Origin of the sequence: Rhizobium sp. BK399 (genome assembly GCF_014194695.1) — a bacterium.
GTDB lineage: Bacteria > Pseudomonadota > Alphaproteobacteria > Rhizobiales > Rhizobiaceae > Rhizobium.
Genome location: NZ_JACIAH010000001.1, coordinates 881,963 through 898,875, shown reverse-complemented (window position 1 = coordinate 898,875; position 16,913 = coordinate 881,963). Strand labels below are relative to the sequence as shown.

General features: G+C 59.9%; 16 protein-coding genes. 13 read left to right on the top strand and 3 right to left on the bottom strand.

What is annotated here, in order from left to right:
* The first annotated feature begins 2 nt into the window (after positions 1-2).
* The 7 genes from FHT97_RS04450 (at position 3) to folD (ending at position 5,829) form a co-directional block, all read left to right on the top strand.
* Positions 3-416, top strand: coding sequence for a hypothetical protein (locus FHT97_RS04450; RefSeq protein WP_183860188.1), 414 nt, complete (start codon positions 3-5; stop codon positions 414-416).
* Between the two features lie 32 nt (positions 417-448).
* Positions 449-1,015 carry a rod-binding protein gene (locus tag FHT97_RS04445; RefSeq protein ID WP_016552788.1) on the top strand — a complete coding sequence of 189 codons (567 nt, stop codon included), beginning with the start codon at positions 449-451 and terminating at the stop codon, positions 1,013-1,015.
* A 17-nt stretch (positions 1,016-1,032) separates the two neighbouring features.
* Entirely contained in the window at positions 1,033-1,398 is a 366-nt protein-coding gene (locus tag FHT97_RS04440; RefSeq protein WP_183752638.1) for a hypothetical protein, read from the top strand.
* Positions 1,398-1,931 (top strand): hypothetical protein, encoded by a 534-nt coding sequence (locus tag FHT97_RS04435; protein ID WP_183752636.1) that lies wholly within the window; start codon positions 1,398-1,400, stop codon positions 1,929-1,931. Before FHT97_RS04440 ends, FHT97_RS04435 begins: the two co-directional genes overlap by 1 nt.
* Positions 1,932-2,204: 273 nt before the next feature.
* On the top strand, positions 2,205-2,996 hold the full coding sequence (locus tag FHT97_RS04430; protein ID WP_183860186.1) for a WecB/TagA/CpsF family glycosyltransferase: 792 nt from the start codon (positions 2,205-2,207) through the stop codon (positions 2,994-2,996).
* Positions 2,997-3,116: 120 nt separating this feature from the next.
* A complete protein-coding gene (locus FHT97_RS04425) occupies positions 3,117-4,811 on the top strand; it encodes a succinoglycan biosynthesis protein (protein ID WP_183860184.1) in 1,695 nt (564 codons plus the stop codon).
* 118 nt (positions 4,812-4,929) lie between these two features.
* Positions 4,930-5,829, top strand: a complete 900-nt coding sequence (gene folD / locus FHT97_RS04420; RefSeq protein ID WP_183860182.1) for a bifunctional methylenetetrahydrofolate dehydrogenase/methenyltetrahydrofolate cyclohydrolase FolD — start codon at positions 4,930-4,932, stop codon at positions 5,827-5,829.
* Here folD and FHT97_RS04415 read toward each other — a convergent pair.
* A complete protein-coding gene (locus FHT97_RS04415; protein ID WP_016552794.1) occupies positions 5,808-6,854 on the bottom strand; it encodes a substrate-binding domain-containing protein in 1,047 nt (348 codons plus the stop codon). The two genes, folD and FHT97_RS04415, sit on opposite strands and share 22 nt — an antisense overlap.
* Before the next feature lie 282 nt (positions 6,855-7,136).
* On the opposite strand from FHT97_RS04415, the gene FHT97_RS04410 reads away from it, so the two are divergent.
* From FHT97_RS04410 to FHT97_RS04385, 6 genes are all read left to right on the top strand, one after another.
* Positions 7,137-8,501: an ABC transporter substrate-binding protein gene (locus tag FHT97_RS04410; protein WP_183860180.1), complete on the top strand. Its 1,365-nt coding sequence runs from the start codon at positions 7,137-7,139 to the stop codon at positions 8,499-8,501.
* Between the two features lie 165 nt (positions 8,502-8,666).
* Positions 8,667-9,680 carry a sugar ABC transporter permease gene (locus FHT97_RS04405; RefSeq protein WP_114711469.1) on the top strand — a complete coding sequence of 338 codons (1,014 nt, stop codon included), beginning with the start codon at positions 8,667-8,669 and terminating at the stop codon, positions 9,678-9,680.
* Position 9,681: 1 nt separating this feature from the next.
* Positions 9,682-10,845, top strand: a complete 1,164-nt coding sequence (locus tag FHT97_RS04400; RefSeq protein ID WP_114711471.1) for a carbohydrate ABC transporter permease — start codon at positions 9,682-9,684, stop codon at positions 10,843-10,845.
* 26 nt (positions 10,846-10,871) lie between these two features.
* Positions 10,872-12,524, top strand: a complete 1,653-nt coding sequence (locus tag FHT97_RS04395; RefSeq protein WP_183860178.1) for an alpha-glucosidase family protein — start codon at positions 10,872-10,874, stop codon at positions 12,522-12,524.
* A gap of 20 nt (positions 12,525-12,544) precedes the next feature.
* Positions 12,545-13,636, top strand: coding sequence for a sn-glycerol-3-phosphate ABC transporter ATP-binding protein UgpC (gene ugpC / locus FHT97_RS04390; protein ID WP_183752622.1), 1,092 nt, complete (start codon positions 12,545-12,547; stop codon positions 13,634-13,636).
* 270 nt (positions 13,637-13,906) lie between these two features.
* Positions 13,907-14,260: a hypothetical protein gene (locus FHT97_RS04385; protein ID WP_040673934.1), complete on the top strand. Its 354-nt coding sequence runs from the start codon at positions 13,907-13,909 to the stop codon at positions 14,258-14,260.
* A 72-nt stretch (positions 14,261-14,332) separates the two neighbouring features.
* Here FHT97_RS04385 and edd read toward each other — a convergent pair whose 3' ends face one another.
* Complete coding sequence (edd, locus tag FHT97_RS04380) at positions 14,333-16,153, bottom strand: phosphogluconate dehydratase (protein WP_114711477.1); 1,821 nt, start codon at positions 16,151-16,153, stop codon at positions 14,333-14,335.
* Positions 16,154-16,213: 60 nt separating this feature from the next.
* Positions 16,214-16,912, bottom strand: coding sequence for a 6-phosphogluconolactonase (pgl, locus tag FHT97_RS04375; protein WP_183860176.1), 699 nt, complete (start codon positions 16,910-16,912; stop codon positions 16,214-16,216).
* Position 16,913 lies beyond the last annotated feature (1 nt).

Below are 16,913 nucleotides of genomic sequence, written 5' to 3'. Positions count from 1 at the left end.
GCATGGCGGACGAGACACGCTCCCAGAAATTGAAGCGCCTCGTGGCCGTTCAACGTCATCTGGAGCAGATGGCCGAATTCGATCTTGCCGAAACCAGCCGCCAGCGCGCAGAAGTTAACGACCAGATGGACAGCGTCATCCTGGCGCTTGGTTCTATGGATCCGGTCCACCACGCCTTCTCTCAGGGCTACGCGGATCGCTTCAACCGGCTCGGGATCAAGGACAAGCAGCTGACCGGCATGCAGCAGATTCACGAAATGCGCGTTGTTCAGGAGCGCGCCAGGGGCGACAGGCTGGAAGACGGCATGCGCGAGGCCTTGGAGTCGGAGCGCCGCGAAGCCGACGACAACGCGGTCTATGATCTCATCGATCAAAAGTTCGGTACGCCAGCCTCCAGCAAGCTTCAAAAACCATAATCGTCACAATCTTAAAGCAAGAGGATTGTGACTTGGCTATTTCACCTCCGAGTGATCTGGTCCTGGATGTTGTCAAGGCTGCCGACCCACTCGAGGTTCAGGCGGCGCAGGACAAACTGAAGGCAAACCAGGCCGCTTTTGCCGCCAACAGTCTCGCCGAAGCCGGCAAAGGCTTCACGTCGGCCGTCGATATTCTCGACCGCGCCGTCGGCAAGACCGGTTTGAGCGACGGCAAGAATCGCACCACCAAGACGGAAGAGGTGCCGGAAACCTATCGCAAATTCGAGGCGATGGTGCTGCAGAACTTCATCAAGAACATGCTGCCGAGCGACAGTGAAGAAGTGTACGGCAAGGGTGCCACCGGTGATATCTGGAAGGGCATGATGGCCGAACAGCTCGGCAACGAGATTTCAAAGGGCGACGGCATCGGCATTGCCAAGCAGCTCTATCAGGACGCGCTGAAGAAGCAGGAAGGCAAGGTCGCCAACGCTTCGACCGATCAGGACGATCGCAACATGGCGATGAGTATGATCGACGAGTTCCAGCGCAAGACCTTCGGTACAACAACTGCGGACAACAAGTCCGCCAATGACGCCTGAGAGAATCGAGGACAAAAATGGAAATAATCTCGAACGAATACCGTATCAAATCGGTTCTTGGACGCCTGGAGATGATCATCGACAATGAGAACACGCGTATCGGCAACGATCCGCAGTTCGATCTCAAGGTGTCGAACGCGCACAAGAGCCGCTGCCTCTATGAACTCTCGATGCTCTTCCGCGACACCGATCCGAAGGAACTGGCGGAGACGCATCTCGATCAGCTGCACGGGCTGAAGAAGAAGCTGGTACTGAACGCACGGCGCGTCGAAGCTCATCTTGAGGCGGTCCGCACGGTTGCCGATCTCCTCAAGAATGCGGTTCAGGATGCGGATGCCGACGGCACCTATTCCCAAGAGCAATTCGTGGCACGTGACGCTTGATGATTAAGCTCGTTCTGACAGGCGTCTGGGTTTGCGCGATCACGCTGGCATCGGTCTATTTCTCGGTGCACATGGCCACGGCCCCTGCGCCGGCTCCTGATGATTCCAAGCAAAGCCAGCTCGAGCTTGTAAAGGGCGAGACGATCACCGTGCCGATCATTGCCGATGGTGCGGTCACCGGTTACTTCCTCGGCAAGGTGTCTTTCATGATGAACAAGGACGCGGTGAAGAACGTGTCCTTGCCTCTGACCGAAATGACCACCGACGAACTCTTCACACTGCTCGTCGGCAACAAGATGGTCGACATCTCGAACATGAAATCCTTCGATCCGAATGCCTTCCGGGAGATGATCAAGAAGGACATCAACCAGCATCTCGGCGGGGACTATATCGACCAGGTCATGCTGGAGCAGCTCGACTATCTCTCCAAGGAAGACGTCAAGGCAAACGCTTCCGGTCAACAGAAGAAGACAGTCAAGCCTGTCAACGTCGTAGCTCCGGCGCCAGTGTCGGATCCGGCTGCAACCGAATAGACCTTGCCGTTGCCGGCATGTCTGCGTGTGGGTCTCGATGGTTAATCATTCCTTCGTTCGCAACCGGCAATTCAAGCGATTTTCCTAAGGGATAGTTGAAATCGCGCTGCTACAAGTCCCGTCGATGGGCTGATTGTGCACCTGCATTCCGGTTCCCGGAATTCTTACATACGCTCCCAGGCGAACGCGCTCGGTCGATGCTCAATCGCCCGCGCGATTGATTATCTGTTCCGGGATGCATGCGGCATGAAGCACTACCGTCAGGAGACCGGCATGAACTTGATCGCGAATTTCGCGGTTCTGTCGTCCCGTCGTGCGATTTTCGATCTGCCGGTTTGCGATCTCGGCTGGGATGACGCGCTGGTGTTCATCAACGAACTGCTGTCGATACCGGCCGGACAGACGACGATCTCGTTCGTCAACGCGCGCAATATGCTGATGACGCTGCGCGACAGTGAATATCGTGCCGTTCTTGCGCAAAGTCTGCTGCTCCCCGATGGCCAGGGACTCGATATCGCATCGAAGGCGGCGCACGGATCACCGTTCCCAGCCAGCCTGAAGGCTCCCGATTTTGTGCCGGCGCTACTGACGTTCATGGAAATACCACGGCGCATCGGCCTGGTCGGCAGCACCCCAGTGGCCGTCAGAAAGACAGCCGCGACATTCCGGCAGCACGCTCCGTGGCATGAATTCATCGTCATTTCCGACAGATTCGACGGGACCGAAGGGGGATCGGCGATCGTCAAGGAGATCGACCAGCAGCGACCCGACATACTCATCGTCGGGGCGACGACGCCGTCTCAGGAGAAATGGGTTCATAGGAATATCCGGGCTGATCACGCCCGGCTCGTTCTTGTTGCCGGTGACTTGTTCGCCGCCGTCGCAGGTGCTCCCCGTCGTCCGCCGACGATTGTGCGGAGGCTGGGCTTCGGACGCTCCTATCTCCGGACGCAGAAACCGGCTCGCTTGGGCCTTCAGTATGGCCTCGGCTTTGCAGCGTTTCTCTACTATGTGCTCCAGTACCGCCGATCACGCCGCAAACGGATCCTGAGTCGATCGAGGTAAGATGCTAGCGGCATCGCATCAGGCGCCGCCAGTTAACCATTTCTTTGCCATGAACATTTAGGCTTGGTTAACCATCCGCAATCGCGGGCGTCCGACCGTTCATACGCATGAGATCTGGCGATGTACGACAGTAATCAGAGAAGCCAAGCCTTCGATCGGTCGGCCGCCCGGCACGATCGTGCCGCGGCCCGATCCAATGCGGCGGCTGCGTTGCCGGCGGCCGAGGCACAACTGCTCGGCGTGATCGAGCGCGCGCTTGAGCAGCAGAGAGCAAGGCAGGCTGATGCGCCGGCGCTCGTCAGCCGCATCGAGACGATCTTGGGCAAGAGGCTCGAAGCCGCAAACGATGCAGAATTTGCAGTGGTTGAGCCACAGCCAGTGGTGGCGGAGCCAGAGGTGGTGCGTCCGGCCGCAAATCTCAATCAGGCGCCACTTGCCGTCGGTGCGCGGCGTTTGCAGCCCCTTTTCATGATTGGTCTCATGTGTGCATTGGGCGCCGCGAGCGGTACTCTGATCCCGGTGGAACCGGCGCGCTATAGCGCCGAAGGCAGGCTTAGCATCCAAGGCACCGGCCAAGGTCGCGGTGAAATGGCAAAAGCGGCCGAACGGACGCTTTTGTCTTCTCACACGGTCGCAGCAACCGTCGCGGCATTGAAGCTCGATCGCGATGCCGAGTTTTCCGGGGCGTCCTCCGATGCGCTTGCGGTGACTTTCGACCTGATCGCGGCCGATGGCGCCGCCACCGATCCTGTTTCACGCGCCGAGGCATCACTCGCCTCCGCAATTCAAACGGCGACCGATACACATGCGGGCACGGTCGATTTCAAGGTGACGACCGGGAGTGTGGCGAAATCCACACGGATCGCCGGCTACCTTGCCTCAATCCTAACAGGCGCAGGCGCCACCACCGCAGTGGCCGAAGGCGGATCGCTGAAGAACGCGGCTGACGCCGCACAGCTCGAACTTTCCTCCTTTACGCAGAAGAGCGGCGAAGGAAACGTCAAGGTTGCCACTGATCTGCGGCAGCAGATCGGAAGCGTTGATGCGGCGGTGAAGGCGGCCGAGCAACGCATCGTCACCGCTCAGGACAGGGTGCGCCGGCTAAAAACGGCGAAAGTCGGCGATGTGTTGGCCGGCACACTGGATGCGGATCTCATGTCGCCGACACTCGTCGAGCGCCGCGACAAGGATGTGGCCGCGCAACTCGCCCTTTCGCAACGGTCCGTCAGTCTCGGCCCCCGTCATCCTCAGCTTCAGGCGCAGCAGGCGGAGGTCGACAGCGTGAGGGCAGCAGTCGGCGACGAACTGGCGCGCCTGGTGCGCGACGCGAATGATGAGATCAAGTCAGCCACTACAGACAAACGGCAGCTGAGTGACCGCCGCAATGCGCTCATCGCGCAGAGCAAGGATACGGGCGTCGACCTGGCCAAACTCATCGAACTCCGCGACAAGGCGAGCGCGGCGCGCTCGCGTCTTGACGATGCGATTACCACAGGATCCGTGCCTGGCGCTGGCGGCGTGCAACTGCTGAAACCCGTGCAGGTCGCTGCGGTGCCGGCCGATCAAGGCTGGCTTCCACCGCTGCTCGGCGCTCTTGCTGGGCTTGCTTTCGGCCTCGCGACTCTCTCAGTAAAGGCGCGTACCATCTTGGCCGTTCCGATAAGGAAAGAGCCATCAATGCGGACAATTACGCGAGAGCCGGCAAGTGTCACTCCATCATCGGCTCCGGTCGAGACTTCACAGGACATGGCCGCCATCCGCGCGGACCTCGCCGCTATGCGGCAGAGGCTGCATACCCGGTCGGCGACGTCCTGACCTTGCTGCGACACGATTGTTCTTGCATTTGCCATTTTAGGCAGGATAGGGCGTGGACAGGCAAATCGCGCTGAGCGCCACCGGCTATAATGAGCGAAAGCAAGGGCAGGAGACAGTCTTGACGACAGTGATTGATGGCAAACAGGTCGCAGCTTCCGTCATCGAAACGGTAAAGGCGGCGACATCGGCACTGGACAAGCAGAGTGGCGTCAAGACGGGACTCGCCGTCGTGATCGTCGGCGATGACCCGGCCAGCCATGCCTACGTCAATTCCAAGAGCAAGATGGCGAAGGAATGCGGGTTCAAATCCGTCCAGCACACCTTGCCGGTCGAGACGACCCAGGAGGAGTTGGCGGCGCTCGTCGCTTCGCTGAACGACGATCTGTCGATCCACGGCATCCTCGTGCAACTACCGCTGCCCAAGCACCTGAAATCCGAGCCGATCATCCAATCGATCCTGCCGGAAAAGGACGTCGATGGTCTCCACGTCGTCAATGCCGGTAAGCTTGCGACCGGCGATCTCGAAACAGGCTTGGTCTCCTGCACACCGGCAGGCGCGATGGTCTTTGTGCGCCGGACACACGGCGAAGATCTTTCTGGCTTGAATGCCGTGGTTATCGGCCGCTCGAACCTCTTCGGCAAGCCGATGGCACAATTGCTGCTGAACGCCAATGCGACGGTGACGATTGCTCACTCGCGCACAAAGGATCTGCCCTCCGTCTGCCGCAACGCGGACATTCTGGTTGCGGCAGTCGGACGCCCCGAGATGGTCAAGAGCGATTGGGTAAAGCCCGGCGCTACCGTCATCGATGTCGGCATCAACCGCATTCCCGCGCCGGAAAAGGGTGAAGGCAAGACCCGTCTTGTTGGCGACGTTGCCTTTGATGAAGCCGCGAAAGTCGCTGCCGTCATCACGCCGGTTCCCGGCGGGGTAGGGCCGATGACGATCGCGATGCTGATGGCCAACACCGTCATCGCCGCGCACCGCACGGCTGGTCAAACCCCGCCCAAGTTCTGATCCGCTCGCGGCACAGGCCCCGTCGAGGACCTGACGATCAGCTCGGTCTTCCAGAGTTCCTGCTCCGGAAACGGCCCATCCTGCTTGATCGTGCCGATGAGGCGCTGGGCAATGCGAACGCCCGCGGCGCGCAGCGACGATCGCGTCGTTGTCAGCGGCACGGAGAAGTTCTCTGGCTTCAGATGCGGCAGGACGTCGTCATGCGCGATTAGCGAGACGTCCTCCCCGAGCTTCAAACCAGCCTGATTGACGGCGCGGATTGCGCCGAGCGCCAGCACCGTACTGGAACACAGGATCGCCGTCGGTCGCTCCGGCATCTGCAGAAACCGTTCCATTGCAGTCTGGCCAAGCTCGTCGGTCATCGTCGTGTGGCTCATGTGATCGTCCGGAAGTGACAATCCGCGCTCGGAAAGCGCGGCAATCATCCCGTTCTTGCGGCGCATTGCGAAGTCGAGATGTTCCGGCCCGTTGAGCAGGGCGAAGCGCGTATGGCCGAGTTGCAGCAGCAGGCGCGTCGCATCGTAGAAAGCGCCTTCGTTATCGATATCGAGATAAGGGTAGTCCGGCTCAGAACCGATGGAACGACCATGCACGAGGAAGGGCATGGAGAGCGACTTCAGCATTGGCAGCCGCGGATCGTGGCCACGCATATAGGCCACAAACAGCGCATCGACATTGCCGCTGATCGCAAGCCGCCGCAGCGCGCCCACTTCGTCGTTAGGATCGGCAGGCATGATCACGAAATGAAAATCGTGGCGGACGGCCTCCTCGCCGAGGCCCGTCAGGAACTCGCCGAAGTGCACATCGGAATAGTGGTCGGGAGCCGTCGGCATCACAAGGCCGATCGAGCCGGCCTTGCCGGTTGCAAGCCGCTGAGCCGCCTTGTTCGGGCGGTAGCCAGTTTCCTTCACCGCCTGCAGAACGCGCTCGCGCGTCGCTTCATTGACCTCTGGATAGCCGTTCAATGCACGGCTTACCGTCGTCTGCGACAGGCCAAGCAATTCCGATAGCTGTTTCAAATTCACGTGCTATGCTTCCTCCGCCTACCCTGGCTGCCAGCTCCCAATGGCATCCAAAGCGCTTTTAATTATGTAGCAATTGTGCCGCTTGACTCAAGGAAAATCGCTCCATATTCCCAAGATATGGCGCTGAAGCCGTGATATAAAAGGCCGCATCTTTTACGCTTTTCGCAAAATTGCTTGACTCTTTTCCGCCGAAAGTGACATGAGTGCTTTTGTCAAAGCGCTTTGGAACGGCGTCAAAATGGTTCAAAAGTGCGGTTGGGATTGTGATGGGAGGTTGATCACATGAGAAAGACGTTTTTGATGGGCGTTGCTGCGGCGGCGCTTCTTGCTGCCGGTGCCGCATCTGCTGCCGATCTGAAGTTTGCCCCTGGGCAGGATTCGAAGTTCAACTGGAAGAGCTACGACGATTTCAAGGCTGCTCACGCCGATCTCAAGGGCGAGCAGATGACGATCTTCGGGCCGTGGCGCGGCGAAGACGAAGCCTTCTTCCGCAGCATTCTTGCTTATTTCACCGAAGCGACCGGCGTAGACGCCAAATATTCCTCTTCGGAAAACTACGAACAGCAGATCGTCATTGACACGCAGGCAGGTTCGCCGCCGAATATCGCCGTTCTGCCGCAGCCGGGCCTTCTCGCCGATCTCGCCAGCAAGGGATTCCTGACGCCGCTTGGTGAAGAGAACTCCAAGTGGATCAAGGACAATTACGGCGCTGGCGACAGCTGGGTCGGCTACGGCACCTACAAGGGCAAGGACGGCAAGGAAGCCTTCTATGCCTTCCCGTATAAGGCCGACGTGAAGTCGCTGGTCTGGTACGTTCCCGAGAATTTCAAGGAAGCAGGCTACAAGGTCCCGACGACGATGGAAGAACTGCACGCCCTGACGGAGCAGATCGTCAAGGACGGCGGTGTTCCGTGGTGCATCGGTCTCGGTTCAGGTGGTGCGACCGGTTGGCCGGCAACGGACTGGATTGAAGACATCATGCTGCGCCAGCAGAAGTCTGACGTTTACGACAAGTGGACCACCAACGAAGTGAAGTTCACGGATCCTGCCGTGGTGGCTGCGATCGAGGAATTCGGTTCCTTCGCCAAGAACGAGAAGTATGTCAGTGGCGGTGTTGCAGCTGTAGCCGCAACCGACTTCCGCGACAGCCCGAAGGGCCTCTTCGGGGTGCCGCCGAAGTGCTACCTGCACCATCAGGCTTCGTTCATCCCGTCCTTCTTCCCTGAAGGCACGAAGCTCGGTCAGGATGCCGACTTCTTCTACATGCCGACCTATGCGGCGCATGCCGACCTCGGCAAGCCGGTTCTCGGTGCGGGTACTCTCGTCACCATCACCAAGGACTCCAAGGCTGCTCGTGCTTTCGTCGAATTCCTGAAGACGCCGATCGCACACGAAGTCTGGATGGCGCAGTCGAGCTTCCTGACGCCGTACAAGGGTGTCAACACGGCCGCCTACGCCAATGAGCAGATGAAAAAGGAAGGCGAGATCCTGACGACCGCGACTACCTTCCGCTTCGATGGCTCCGACCTGATGCCTGGCAAGATCGGTGCCGGTGCGTTCTGGACCGGCATGGTCGATTTCGTCGGTGGCAAGTCCGCGGAAGAGACCGCCACGGAAATCCAGGGCGCCTGGGATGCCATCAAGTAACAACGCCTGAGTTCCATGCCGCCGTTTGCGGCGGCATGATTGAAGTGCATGGCCGGATACTGGGAGTGTCCGGCCACTGTCGCCTGTCGCTTCGAAAGCGACGGCGGCGTGACGACATCGGCGCGCAAACCCGTCAGGATAGACCGGGTCGCAGGGGAGGGACGAATGCTGTCGCAGATAGTTTCCGCTTTAGGGGTCGTGGTCGTGGCGGTCTTCGCCTGCTCGGCCTATTTCTACTTCTCGAACAAGATCTTGGATTGGTCGCTGCCGGTGAAGCATGGCGATATCCATTTCGCGGCGCGTAACCTGAACCGCCGGGCAATGATCCGACCGTGGCTGTTCATCGGGCCCGCCCTTTTGCTGCTTGTCGTCTATCTCGTCTATCCTGTGGTCGCGACGCTGATCCTGTCTTTCTATGACCGCTCCGGCGAACAGTTCGTCGGCTTTGCGAACTACCAGTGGGCCTTTACCGACCGCGAATTCCGCCAGTCGATCTTCAATAACATCTTGTGGCTGGCTGTCGTGCCGGCGGCCTGCACTTTCTTCGGCCTCGTTATCGCCGTCATGACCGATCGCATCTGGTGGGGCAATATCGCCAAGAGCATCGTGTTCATGCCGATGGCGATCTCCTTCGTCGGCGCATCGGTCATCTGGAAGTTCATCTACGAGTATCGTGGCGGCAACGATGTACAGATCGGCTTGCTCAACGCCATCGTCCAGCTGTTCGGCGGCACGCCGCAGGTGTGGATCTCGGTGCCCTTCTGGAACAACTTCTTCCTGATGATCATCCTGATCTGGATTCAGACGGGTTTCGCCATGGTGATCCTGTCCGCAGCACTTCGCGGCATCCCGGAGGAAACCATCGAGGCTGCCGTCATCGACGGCGCGAATGGTTGGCAGATCTTCTGGCGCATCATGGTGCCGCAGGTCTGGGGCACGATCGCCGTTGTCTGGACGACGATCACGATCCTCGTCCTCAAGGTCTTCGATATCGTGCTGACCATGACCAATGGTCAATGGAATACGATGGTGCTCGCCAACCTCATGTTCAACTGGCTCTTCCGTGGAGGCGGCGATTCCGGCCGAAGTGCTGTTATCGCGTTGATCATCATGCTCGCCGTGACGCCGATCATGGTCTGGAACGTCCGCCGTGCAAATCGCGAGCTGGGAGGCCACTGAGATGACGCTGACCCGAGATTTCTTCAAGATCGGCCCCGCCCGCCTCTTCGTTCACTTCGCGGTGCTTGTCATCGTCATCATTTGGCTGATCCCGACACTCGGCATCTTTGTCAGTGCGCTGCGTGACAAGGACCAGCTCGTCGTCTCCGGCTGGTGGACGGCTTTTGCCGGCTCGTCGCGGACGGTTGCGGCGCGTCTTGGCCAGCCGGACCAGCAGACGCAGGAGGGAGCCGTCTACGTCATTTCCGGCAATGTGCTGGAGGGCCAGCAGGGCCGTTCCATCCGGGCCTTCGGAACGCGCGTCCAGCAGCCATCTGCCTATAAGGCCGGCGAGACGGCAGATCTTGGCGATGGCCTTTCGCTGACCGTCGCCAGCGATGGTAACTATCGCTACATGAAGAACGCCGCCTTTGGACCGGATGATGGCGGCCGGCGTGTTTACATTTCCGTCGCCACGCCGCCGGAATTCACCCTGCAGAACTACAAGAACGTTTTGACCAGCGAGGGGATTGGCCAATCCTTCATCAACTCGTTGACCGTGACCATCCCGGCGACGATCATCCCGATCCTCATTGCCGCCTTCGCCGCCTATGCGCTGAGCTGGATGGAATTCCCCGGTCGCGCGCTGATGATCGCGCTCGTCGTCGGCCTGATCGTCGTGCCGCTGCAGATGTCGCTGATCCCGCTTCTCAGGCTTTATAACGGCATCGGCGCGCTGCTCGACGCTCCGTCGAAGACCTATCCCGGTATCTGGTTTGCGCACACCGCCTTCGGCATGCCGCTCGCCATCTACCTGCTGCGCGCCTATATCGCCGGCCTTCCGAAGGAGATCATCGAATCCGCCCGCGTCGACGGCGCCAGCGATTTCGAAATCTTTACCCGTATCGTACTGCCTTTGTCCTTCCCGGCGCTCGCATCCTTCGCGATCTTCCAGTTCCTGTGGGTGTGGAACGACCTGCTCGTCGCCATGGTCTTCCTCGGAACCGACAGGGATCACCTCGTTCTGACAGGTGCCCTGAATGCACTGCTCGGCTCGCGGGGTGGCAACTGGGAAATCCTGACGGCATCGGCCTTCGTCACCATTGTCGTACCGTTGCTCGTGTTCTTTAGCTTGCAGCGCTATCTGGTGCGTGGTCTGCTCGCGGGCTCGGTCAAGGGCGGCTAGCAACCAGAAAGCATCCAACAGGAAACATGAGCATGGCATCCCAATCCATTTTGACGGCCGACAAGGACTGGTGGCGGGGCGCGGTGATCTATCAGATCTACCCGCGCTCCTACCAGGATTCGAACGGCGACGGCATCGGCGATCTGAAGGGCATCACCGCCCGTTTGCCGCATGTCGCGGCCCTCGGCGCCGACGCGATCTGGATCTCGCCGTTCTTCACCTCGCCGATGCGCGATTTCGGCTATGACGTTTCCGACTACGAAAACGTCGATCCGATTTTTGGCACGCTGGTGGATTTCGACACGCTGATAGCAGAAGCCCATCGCCTCGGTATCCGCGTGATGATCGACCTCGTCATCTCGCACAGCTCGGACCAGCATCCTTGGTTCGTCGAAAGCCGCACGAGCAAGACGAACGCCAAGGCGGATTGGTATGTCTGGGCCGATGCCAAGCCGGACGGCACGCCGCCGAACAACTGGCTGTCGATCTTCGGCGGGTCCGCATGGGCGTGGGACCCGACGCGCATGCAATACTACATGCATAACTTCCTGACCTCGCAACCGGATATGAACCTGCACAATCCCGAGGTTCAGGATCGGCTGCTGGATGTGGTGCGCTTCTGGCTGAAGCGCGGCGTCGACGGCTTCCGTCTCGATACGATCAACTTCTACTTCCATGATAGGGAACTGCGCGACAATCCGGCTCTGCCCCCTGAGCGTCGCAACGCGTCCACCGCTCCGGCGGTCAATCCCTATAACTTCCAGGAACACGTCTACGACAAGAACCGCCCGGAGAACCTCGAGTTTCTCAAGCGGTTCCGCGCCGTGCTCGAGGAGTTTCCGGCGATTGCGGCCGTCGGCGAGGTGGGCGACAGTCAGCGCGGTCTCGAGATCGTCGGCGAATACACATCAGGCAACGACAAGATGCATATGTGTTATGCCTTCGAGTTCCTTGCGCCCGATCCCCTGGCTCCCGAGCGGGTTGAAGAGGTCATGGAAGACTTCGCTGCGGCTGCACCGGATGGCTGGGCCTGCTGGGCTTTCTCCAACCACGATGTCATGCGCCATGTCAGCCGCTGGGGATCGCTGGTCGCTGACCACGATGCCTTTGCCAAGCAGTATGCGTCCCTGCTGCTGACGTTGCGCGGCTCGGTCTGCCTCTATCAGGGCGAGGAACTCGGCCTCACCGAAGCCGATCTTGCCTACCAGGACCTGCAGGACCCGTACGGCATCCAGTTCTGGCCGGAGTTCAAGGGCCGTGACGGCTGCCGCACGCCGATGGTCTGGGACAGTCAGGTTGCTCAGGGTGGCTTCTCCACCGTCAAGCCATGGCTGCCGGTCCCGGTCGAACACATCCTGCGCGCAGTCAGCGTCCAGCAGGGCGATGAGACCTCGGTGCTCGAGCACTATCGCCGCTTCCTCGCCTTCCGCAAGCAGCATCCCGCCTTTGCGAAGGGCGAGATCGAGTTCATGGAACCGCAGGACGACGTGCTGATTTTCGTGCGCGAATACGGCAACGAGAAGCTGCTTTGTGTCTTCAACATGAGCGCTACCGAAAGCGCAGCTGTTTTGCCCGCCGGCGACTGGCAGGCGTTGACGGGCCACGGCTTCGTCAGCAATAACTACGGTGAGAAGATCGATATTCCGGCATGGGGAGCGTATTTCGCTCGTCTCGCCTGACGATTCTGGAGGAGGAATTAATGACTGGACTGACGCTCAAGGATATTCGCAAATCCTACGGCTCCGTGGACGTTCTTCACGGGATCGATCTTGAGATCAAGGAGGGCGAGTTCGTTGTGTTCGTCGGTCCTTCGGGCTGCGGAAAATCCACGCTGTTGCGCATGATTGCCGGCCTGGAGAACATCACCGGCGGTGACATGTATATCGATGGCCAACTGGTCAACGATGTGCCGCCGTCGAAGCGCGGCATCGCCATGGTGTTCCAATCCTACGCGCTCTATCCGCACATGACGGTTTACGACAACATGGCGTTCGGCATGAAGATCGCCGGCGAAAGCAAGCAGGAGATCGATCGCCGTGTTCGTGCTGCGGCCGACAGCCTGCAGCTCGGCAAGTATCTCGATCGTCTGCCGAAGGCACTCTCCGGTGGTCAGCGCCAGCGCGTGGCCATCGGCCGCGCCATCTGCCGCAACCCCAAAGTCTTCCTCTTCGACGAGCCGCTGTCGAACCTCGATGCAGCTCTTCGTGTCGCAACCCGCATCGAGATTGCCCGCCTCAGCGAGCAGATGGCCGGCACGACAATGATCTACGTCACCCACGATCAGGTCGAAGCGATGACGCTTGCCGACCGCATCGTCGTTCTTTCTGCAGGCAACATCGAGCAGGTAGGCGCGCCGCTGGAACTCTACGAGCGCCCGGCAAACCTCTTCGTCGCGAAGTTCATCGGCTCTCCGGCGATGAACGTCATTCCTGCGACCATCACCGAAGCTGGCAACACGACAACGGTGACGCTGACGGGCGGCAAGTCCGTCACGCTGGATATTGCGACAGCGGCTTCCGAGAAGGGCAAGACGGCAAGCTTCGGCGTCCGCCCTGAAGATCTGCGTGTCGCCGGTGCGGGCGACGACTATCTTTTCGAAGGCGAAGTCTCGATCGTCGAGGCGCTCGGTGAGGTGACGCTTCTCTACATCGAGGGCCTTGTCCGCGGCGAACCGATCATCGTCAAGCTGCCAGGCATTTACGACATCAAAAGGGGCCAGAAGATGCATTTCTCTGCCGACCGTTCCAAATTGCATCTCTTTGATGCGGACGGCCGTACGTATCGTAAATAAAATTGCTCCAAACGGGAGCAGCAAAAAGCGAAGCCCGGGGGTCAGCAAGCGCTGCCGGGCTTTTTATGTATCTGATCGAAAACAATATTATTTGCTGAGACACGCCTCGCCGTTCGCTGTGGACAGTACTCGATATCGAAACTGCTCTCACCTTCTGTTAAGCATCGCCCGCTAGTATTTCCTCATTGAGTATTGAGGGGAATACGAGCGGTGGCTCCATCCAATCCGATGCCCTTTGGGCAGCACTTTCTGAACAAAGAGGAATCCTTCATGTACGACCGCGAAGTGCGGTTCAGAATGGAGGATACGAGGAACGCCGCGCGCATCGAATATACGGAAAAAGGCGTCATGCACATGGCGTCCCGGCGGTGCGACATCATTCGCATTTCCAAGAGCACGGCGGTTCTCGCGCTCCTCACCCAATACGCCCTTCCGAAGCAGTTCTATCTCGATATTCCGGATGCGCGCATCACCAAAGTCGGCTGCATGCTGATGAGGGTGAATGCGAACAACACGATCGAAGTCCGATTCCTGCGCATGCTGAACGACAAGGAACTGAACAAGATCTTCGTCTACAGCACACATCCGGCGCACCGCGATCGCGTTCTCGATATTCGCGCCTGAGTTTTCAAACCATCAAAAGACAAAGCCCGCGAGCTTCCTCGCGGGCTTTGTTGTTTGATGGCTGGCTACCGACTAGTGGAAGAGCACACTCGCACCACGATCCGACGGGCCAACCGCCCGGCGGAATGGCGCAAACAGGTCGCGGCCCATGCCGAATTCGTTCTCCGACAGATCGGCGACCACCGACTCACGCTCGGCCATATCAGCTGCGTCGACAAGAACTTCCAAAGTGCCGGCGATCGCGTCGAGACGGATGATATCGCCGTCCTTGATGCGAGCGATCGGGCCGCCATCGACAGCCTCGGGCGTGACGTGGATCGCCGCCGGCACTTTGCCGGAGGCGCCGGACATGCGGCCATCTGTCAGCAGCGCGACGCGGAAGCCGCGATCCTGCAGCACGCCGAGCGGCGGCGTCAGCTTGTGCAGTTCCGGCATGCCGTTCGCCTTCGGTCCCTGGAAGCGCACGACGGCGATGAAGTCCTTGTTGAGCTTGCCTTCCTTGAAAGCGTCCTGAAGCTCCTGCTGGCTATGGAAGACAACGGCCGGTGCTTCGATGACATGCCGGTCCGGCTTGACCGCCGAGATCTTGATGACTGCCTTGCCGATATTGCCGCGAAGCATCTTCAGGCCGCCATTAGCCTGGAAGGGCGTTTCGATATTGGCGAGCACCTTCGGGTCGACACTCTTTTCCGGTGCGGGTTCGCGCACGATCGCGCCGTCGTCGCCGAGGCGGGGGTCGATCGTGTAGGCCTGCAGGCCATGTCCGAAGACGGTGCGTACGTCATCATGTACCATGCCGTGCTTGAGCAATTCCTTGATGAGGAAGCCCATGCCGCCGGCGGCGTGGAAGTGGTTCACGTCGGCAAGGCCGTTCGGATAGACGCGTGCCAACAGCGGCACGATCTCGGAGAGCTCGGCAATATCCTGCCAGGTGAGCTGGATACCGGCTGCCCGCGCCATGGCGACGAGGTGCAGCGTGTGGTTCGTCGAGCCGCCGGTGGCATGCAGGCCGACGACACCGTTGACGACCGAGCGCTCGTCGATCATCTCGCCGGCCGGCGTGAATTCGTTGCCCTGCGCGGTGATCGCCAGCGCCCGTTTGGCCGCTTCGCGCGTGAAGGCCTCGCGCAGCGGCGTGCCTGGATTGATGAAGGAGGAGCCAGGCATATGGAAGCCCATGATTTCCATCAGCATCTGGTTCGAGTTCGCCGTACCGTAGAAGGTGCAGGTGCCCGGACCGTGATACGACTTCGATTCAGCCTCTAGCAACTCGGCACGGCCAACCTTGCCTTCGGCATAGAGCTGGCGCACGCGCGACTTTTCGTCGTTCGGCAGCCCCGACGTCATCGGGCCGGCAGGAACGAAGATCGCAGGCAGATGGCCGAAGGATAGGGCGGCGATGACGAGACCCGGCACGATCTTGTCGCAGACGCCGAGGAAGAGAGCGGCATCGAACATGTTGTGGGAGAGGCCAACGCCGGCCGCCATGGCGATCAGGTCGCGGGAAAACAACGAGAGCTCCATCCCCGGCTGACCTTGGGTGACGCCGTCGCACATGGCGGGAACAGCGCCTGCGACCTGTGCAATGCCGCCGGCCTCGGCTGCCGCCTCGCGGATAATCGCGGGATAGGTCTCGAACGGCTGATGCGCCGAGAGCATGTCATTGTAGGAGGTGATGATGCCGAGATTGGGCACGCGGTCCCCCGCAAGAGCGTCTTTCTCGGCGGGGGAACAGACCGCAAAGCCATGCGCGAGGTTGGCGCATCCGAGAACGGAGCGGCTCACACTCTTCGAGGCGGCATTGCGCAGGCGCTCCAGATAAAGTCCGCGCGTCGGCTTCGATCGTTCGACAATGCGGGCGGTGATCGCAGAAATGCGTGCATTAGCGGACATGGGAGTTATCCTGCCTTGTTTGCTCTTCAGTTTTTCGTTCGCGGCTATCTGCCCGAAGGCTTATGGAGCCCAGTAGATTTCGACGGGGCTCGCTGCCCGCCGCAGAATGGCGCGGATCGGCATCTCTGCCTCGTCGCCGGCGCCTTCCGCCTTCGCCAGGACGTCCTTTTTGCTCTCGCCTTCGATATGAAGCACGAGCAGCTTTGCATCCTGGAGGCTGGAGAAGGTGAAGGTCAGCCGCGGTTCACCCGCGCCCTCAGCCTCCATGGTGATGATACCACGCGGCGTCTTCGGGTCGAGAGCGGCATTGAGGTTGCTGCCATCAGGGAAGAACGAAGCGGTGTGGCCATCACCACCCATCCCGAGGATTGCAACATCGAAGGGATTGCCGATTGTTTCGGTCGCCTTCGTCGCGAGCTTTGCGGCGTCCTCGACCGAAGCTGCCGCCTGGTAGAGCGGCAGGAAATTCGCTTCCTTGGCCTTGTTCTGGAGAAGGTTTTCGGCCACCAGCAGATGGTTCGAGCGTGGGTTGTCGGCCGGAACAAAGCGTTCATCCACGAGCGTGATGGTCACCTTCGCCCAGTTGAGATCGCGCGCCGAAAGCTCCTGGAAGAAGCGCTTCGGCGTCGAGCCGCCGGAAACGGCAAAGGTTGCCGCTCCCCGTTCGTCGATTGCCGCGGAAAGCGACGCAGCGACTTTGTCTGCTAGGTTGCGAGCCAGTTCCGCGCCATTGGCAAAAGCATGCATCGTCGCTGCCATC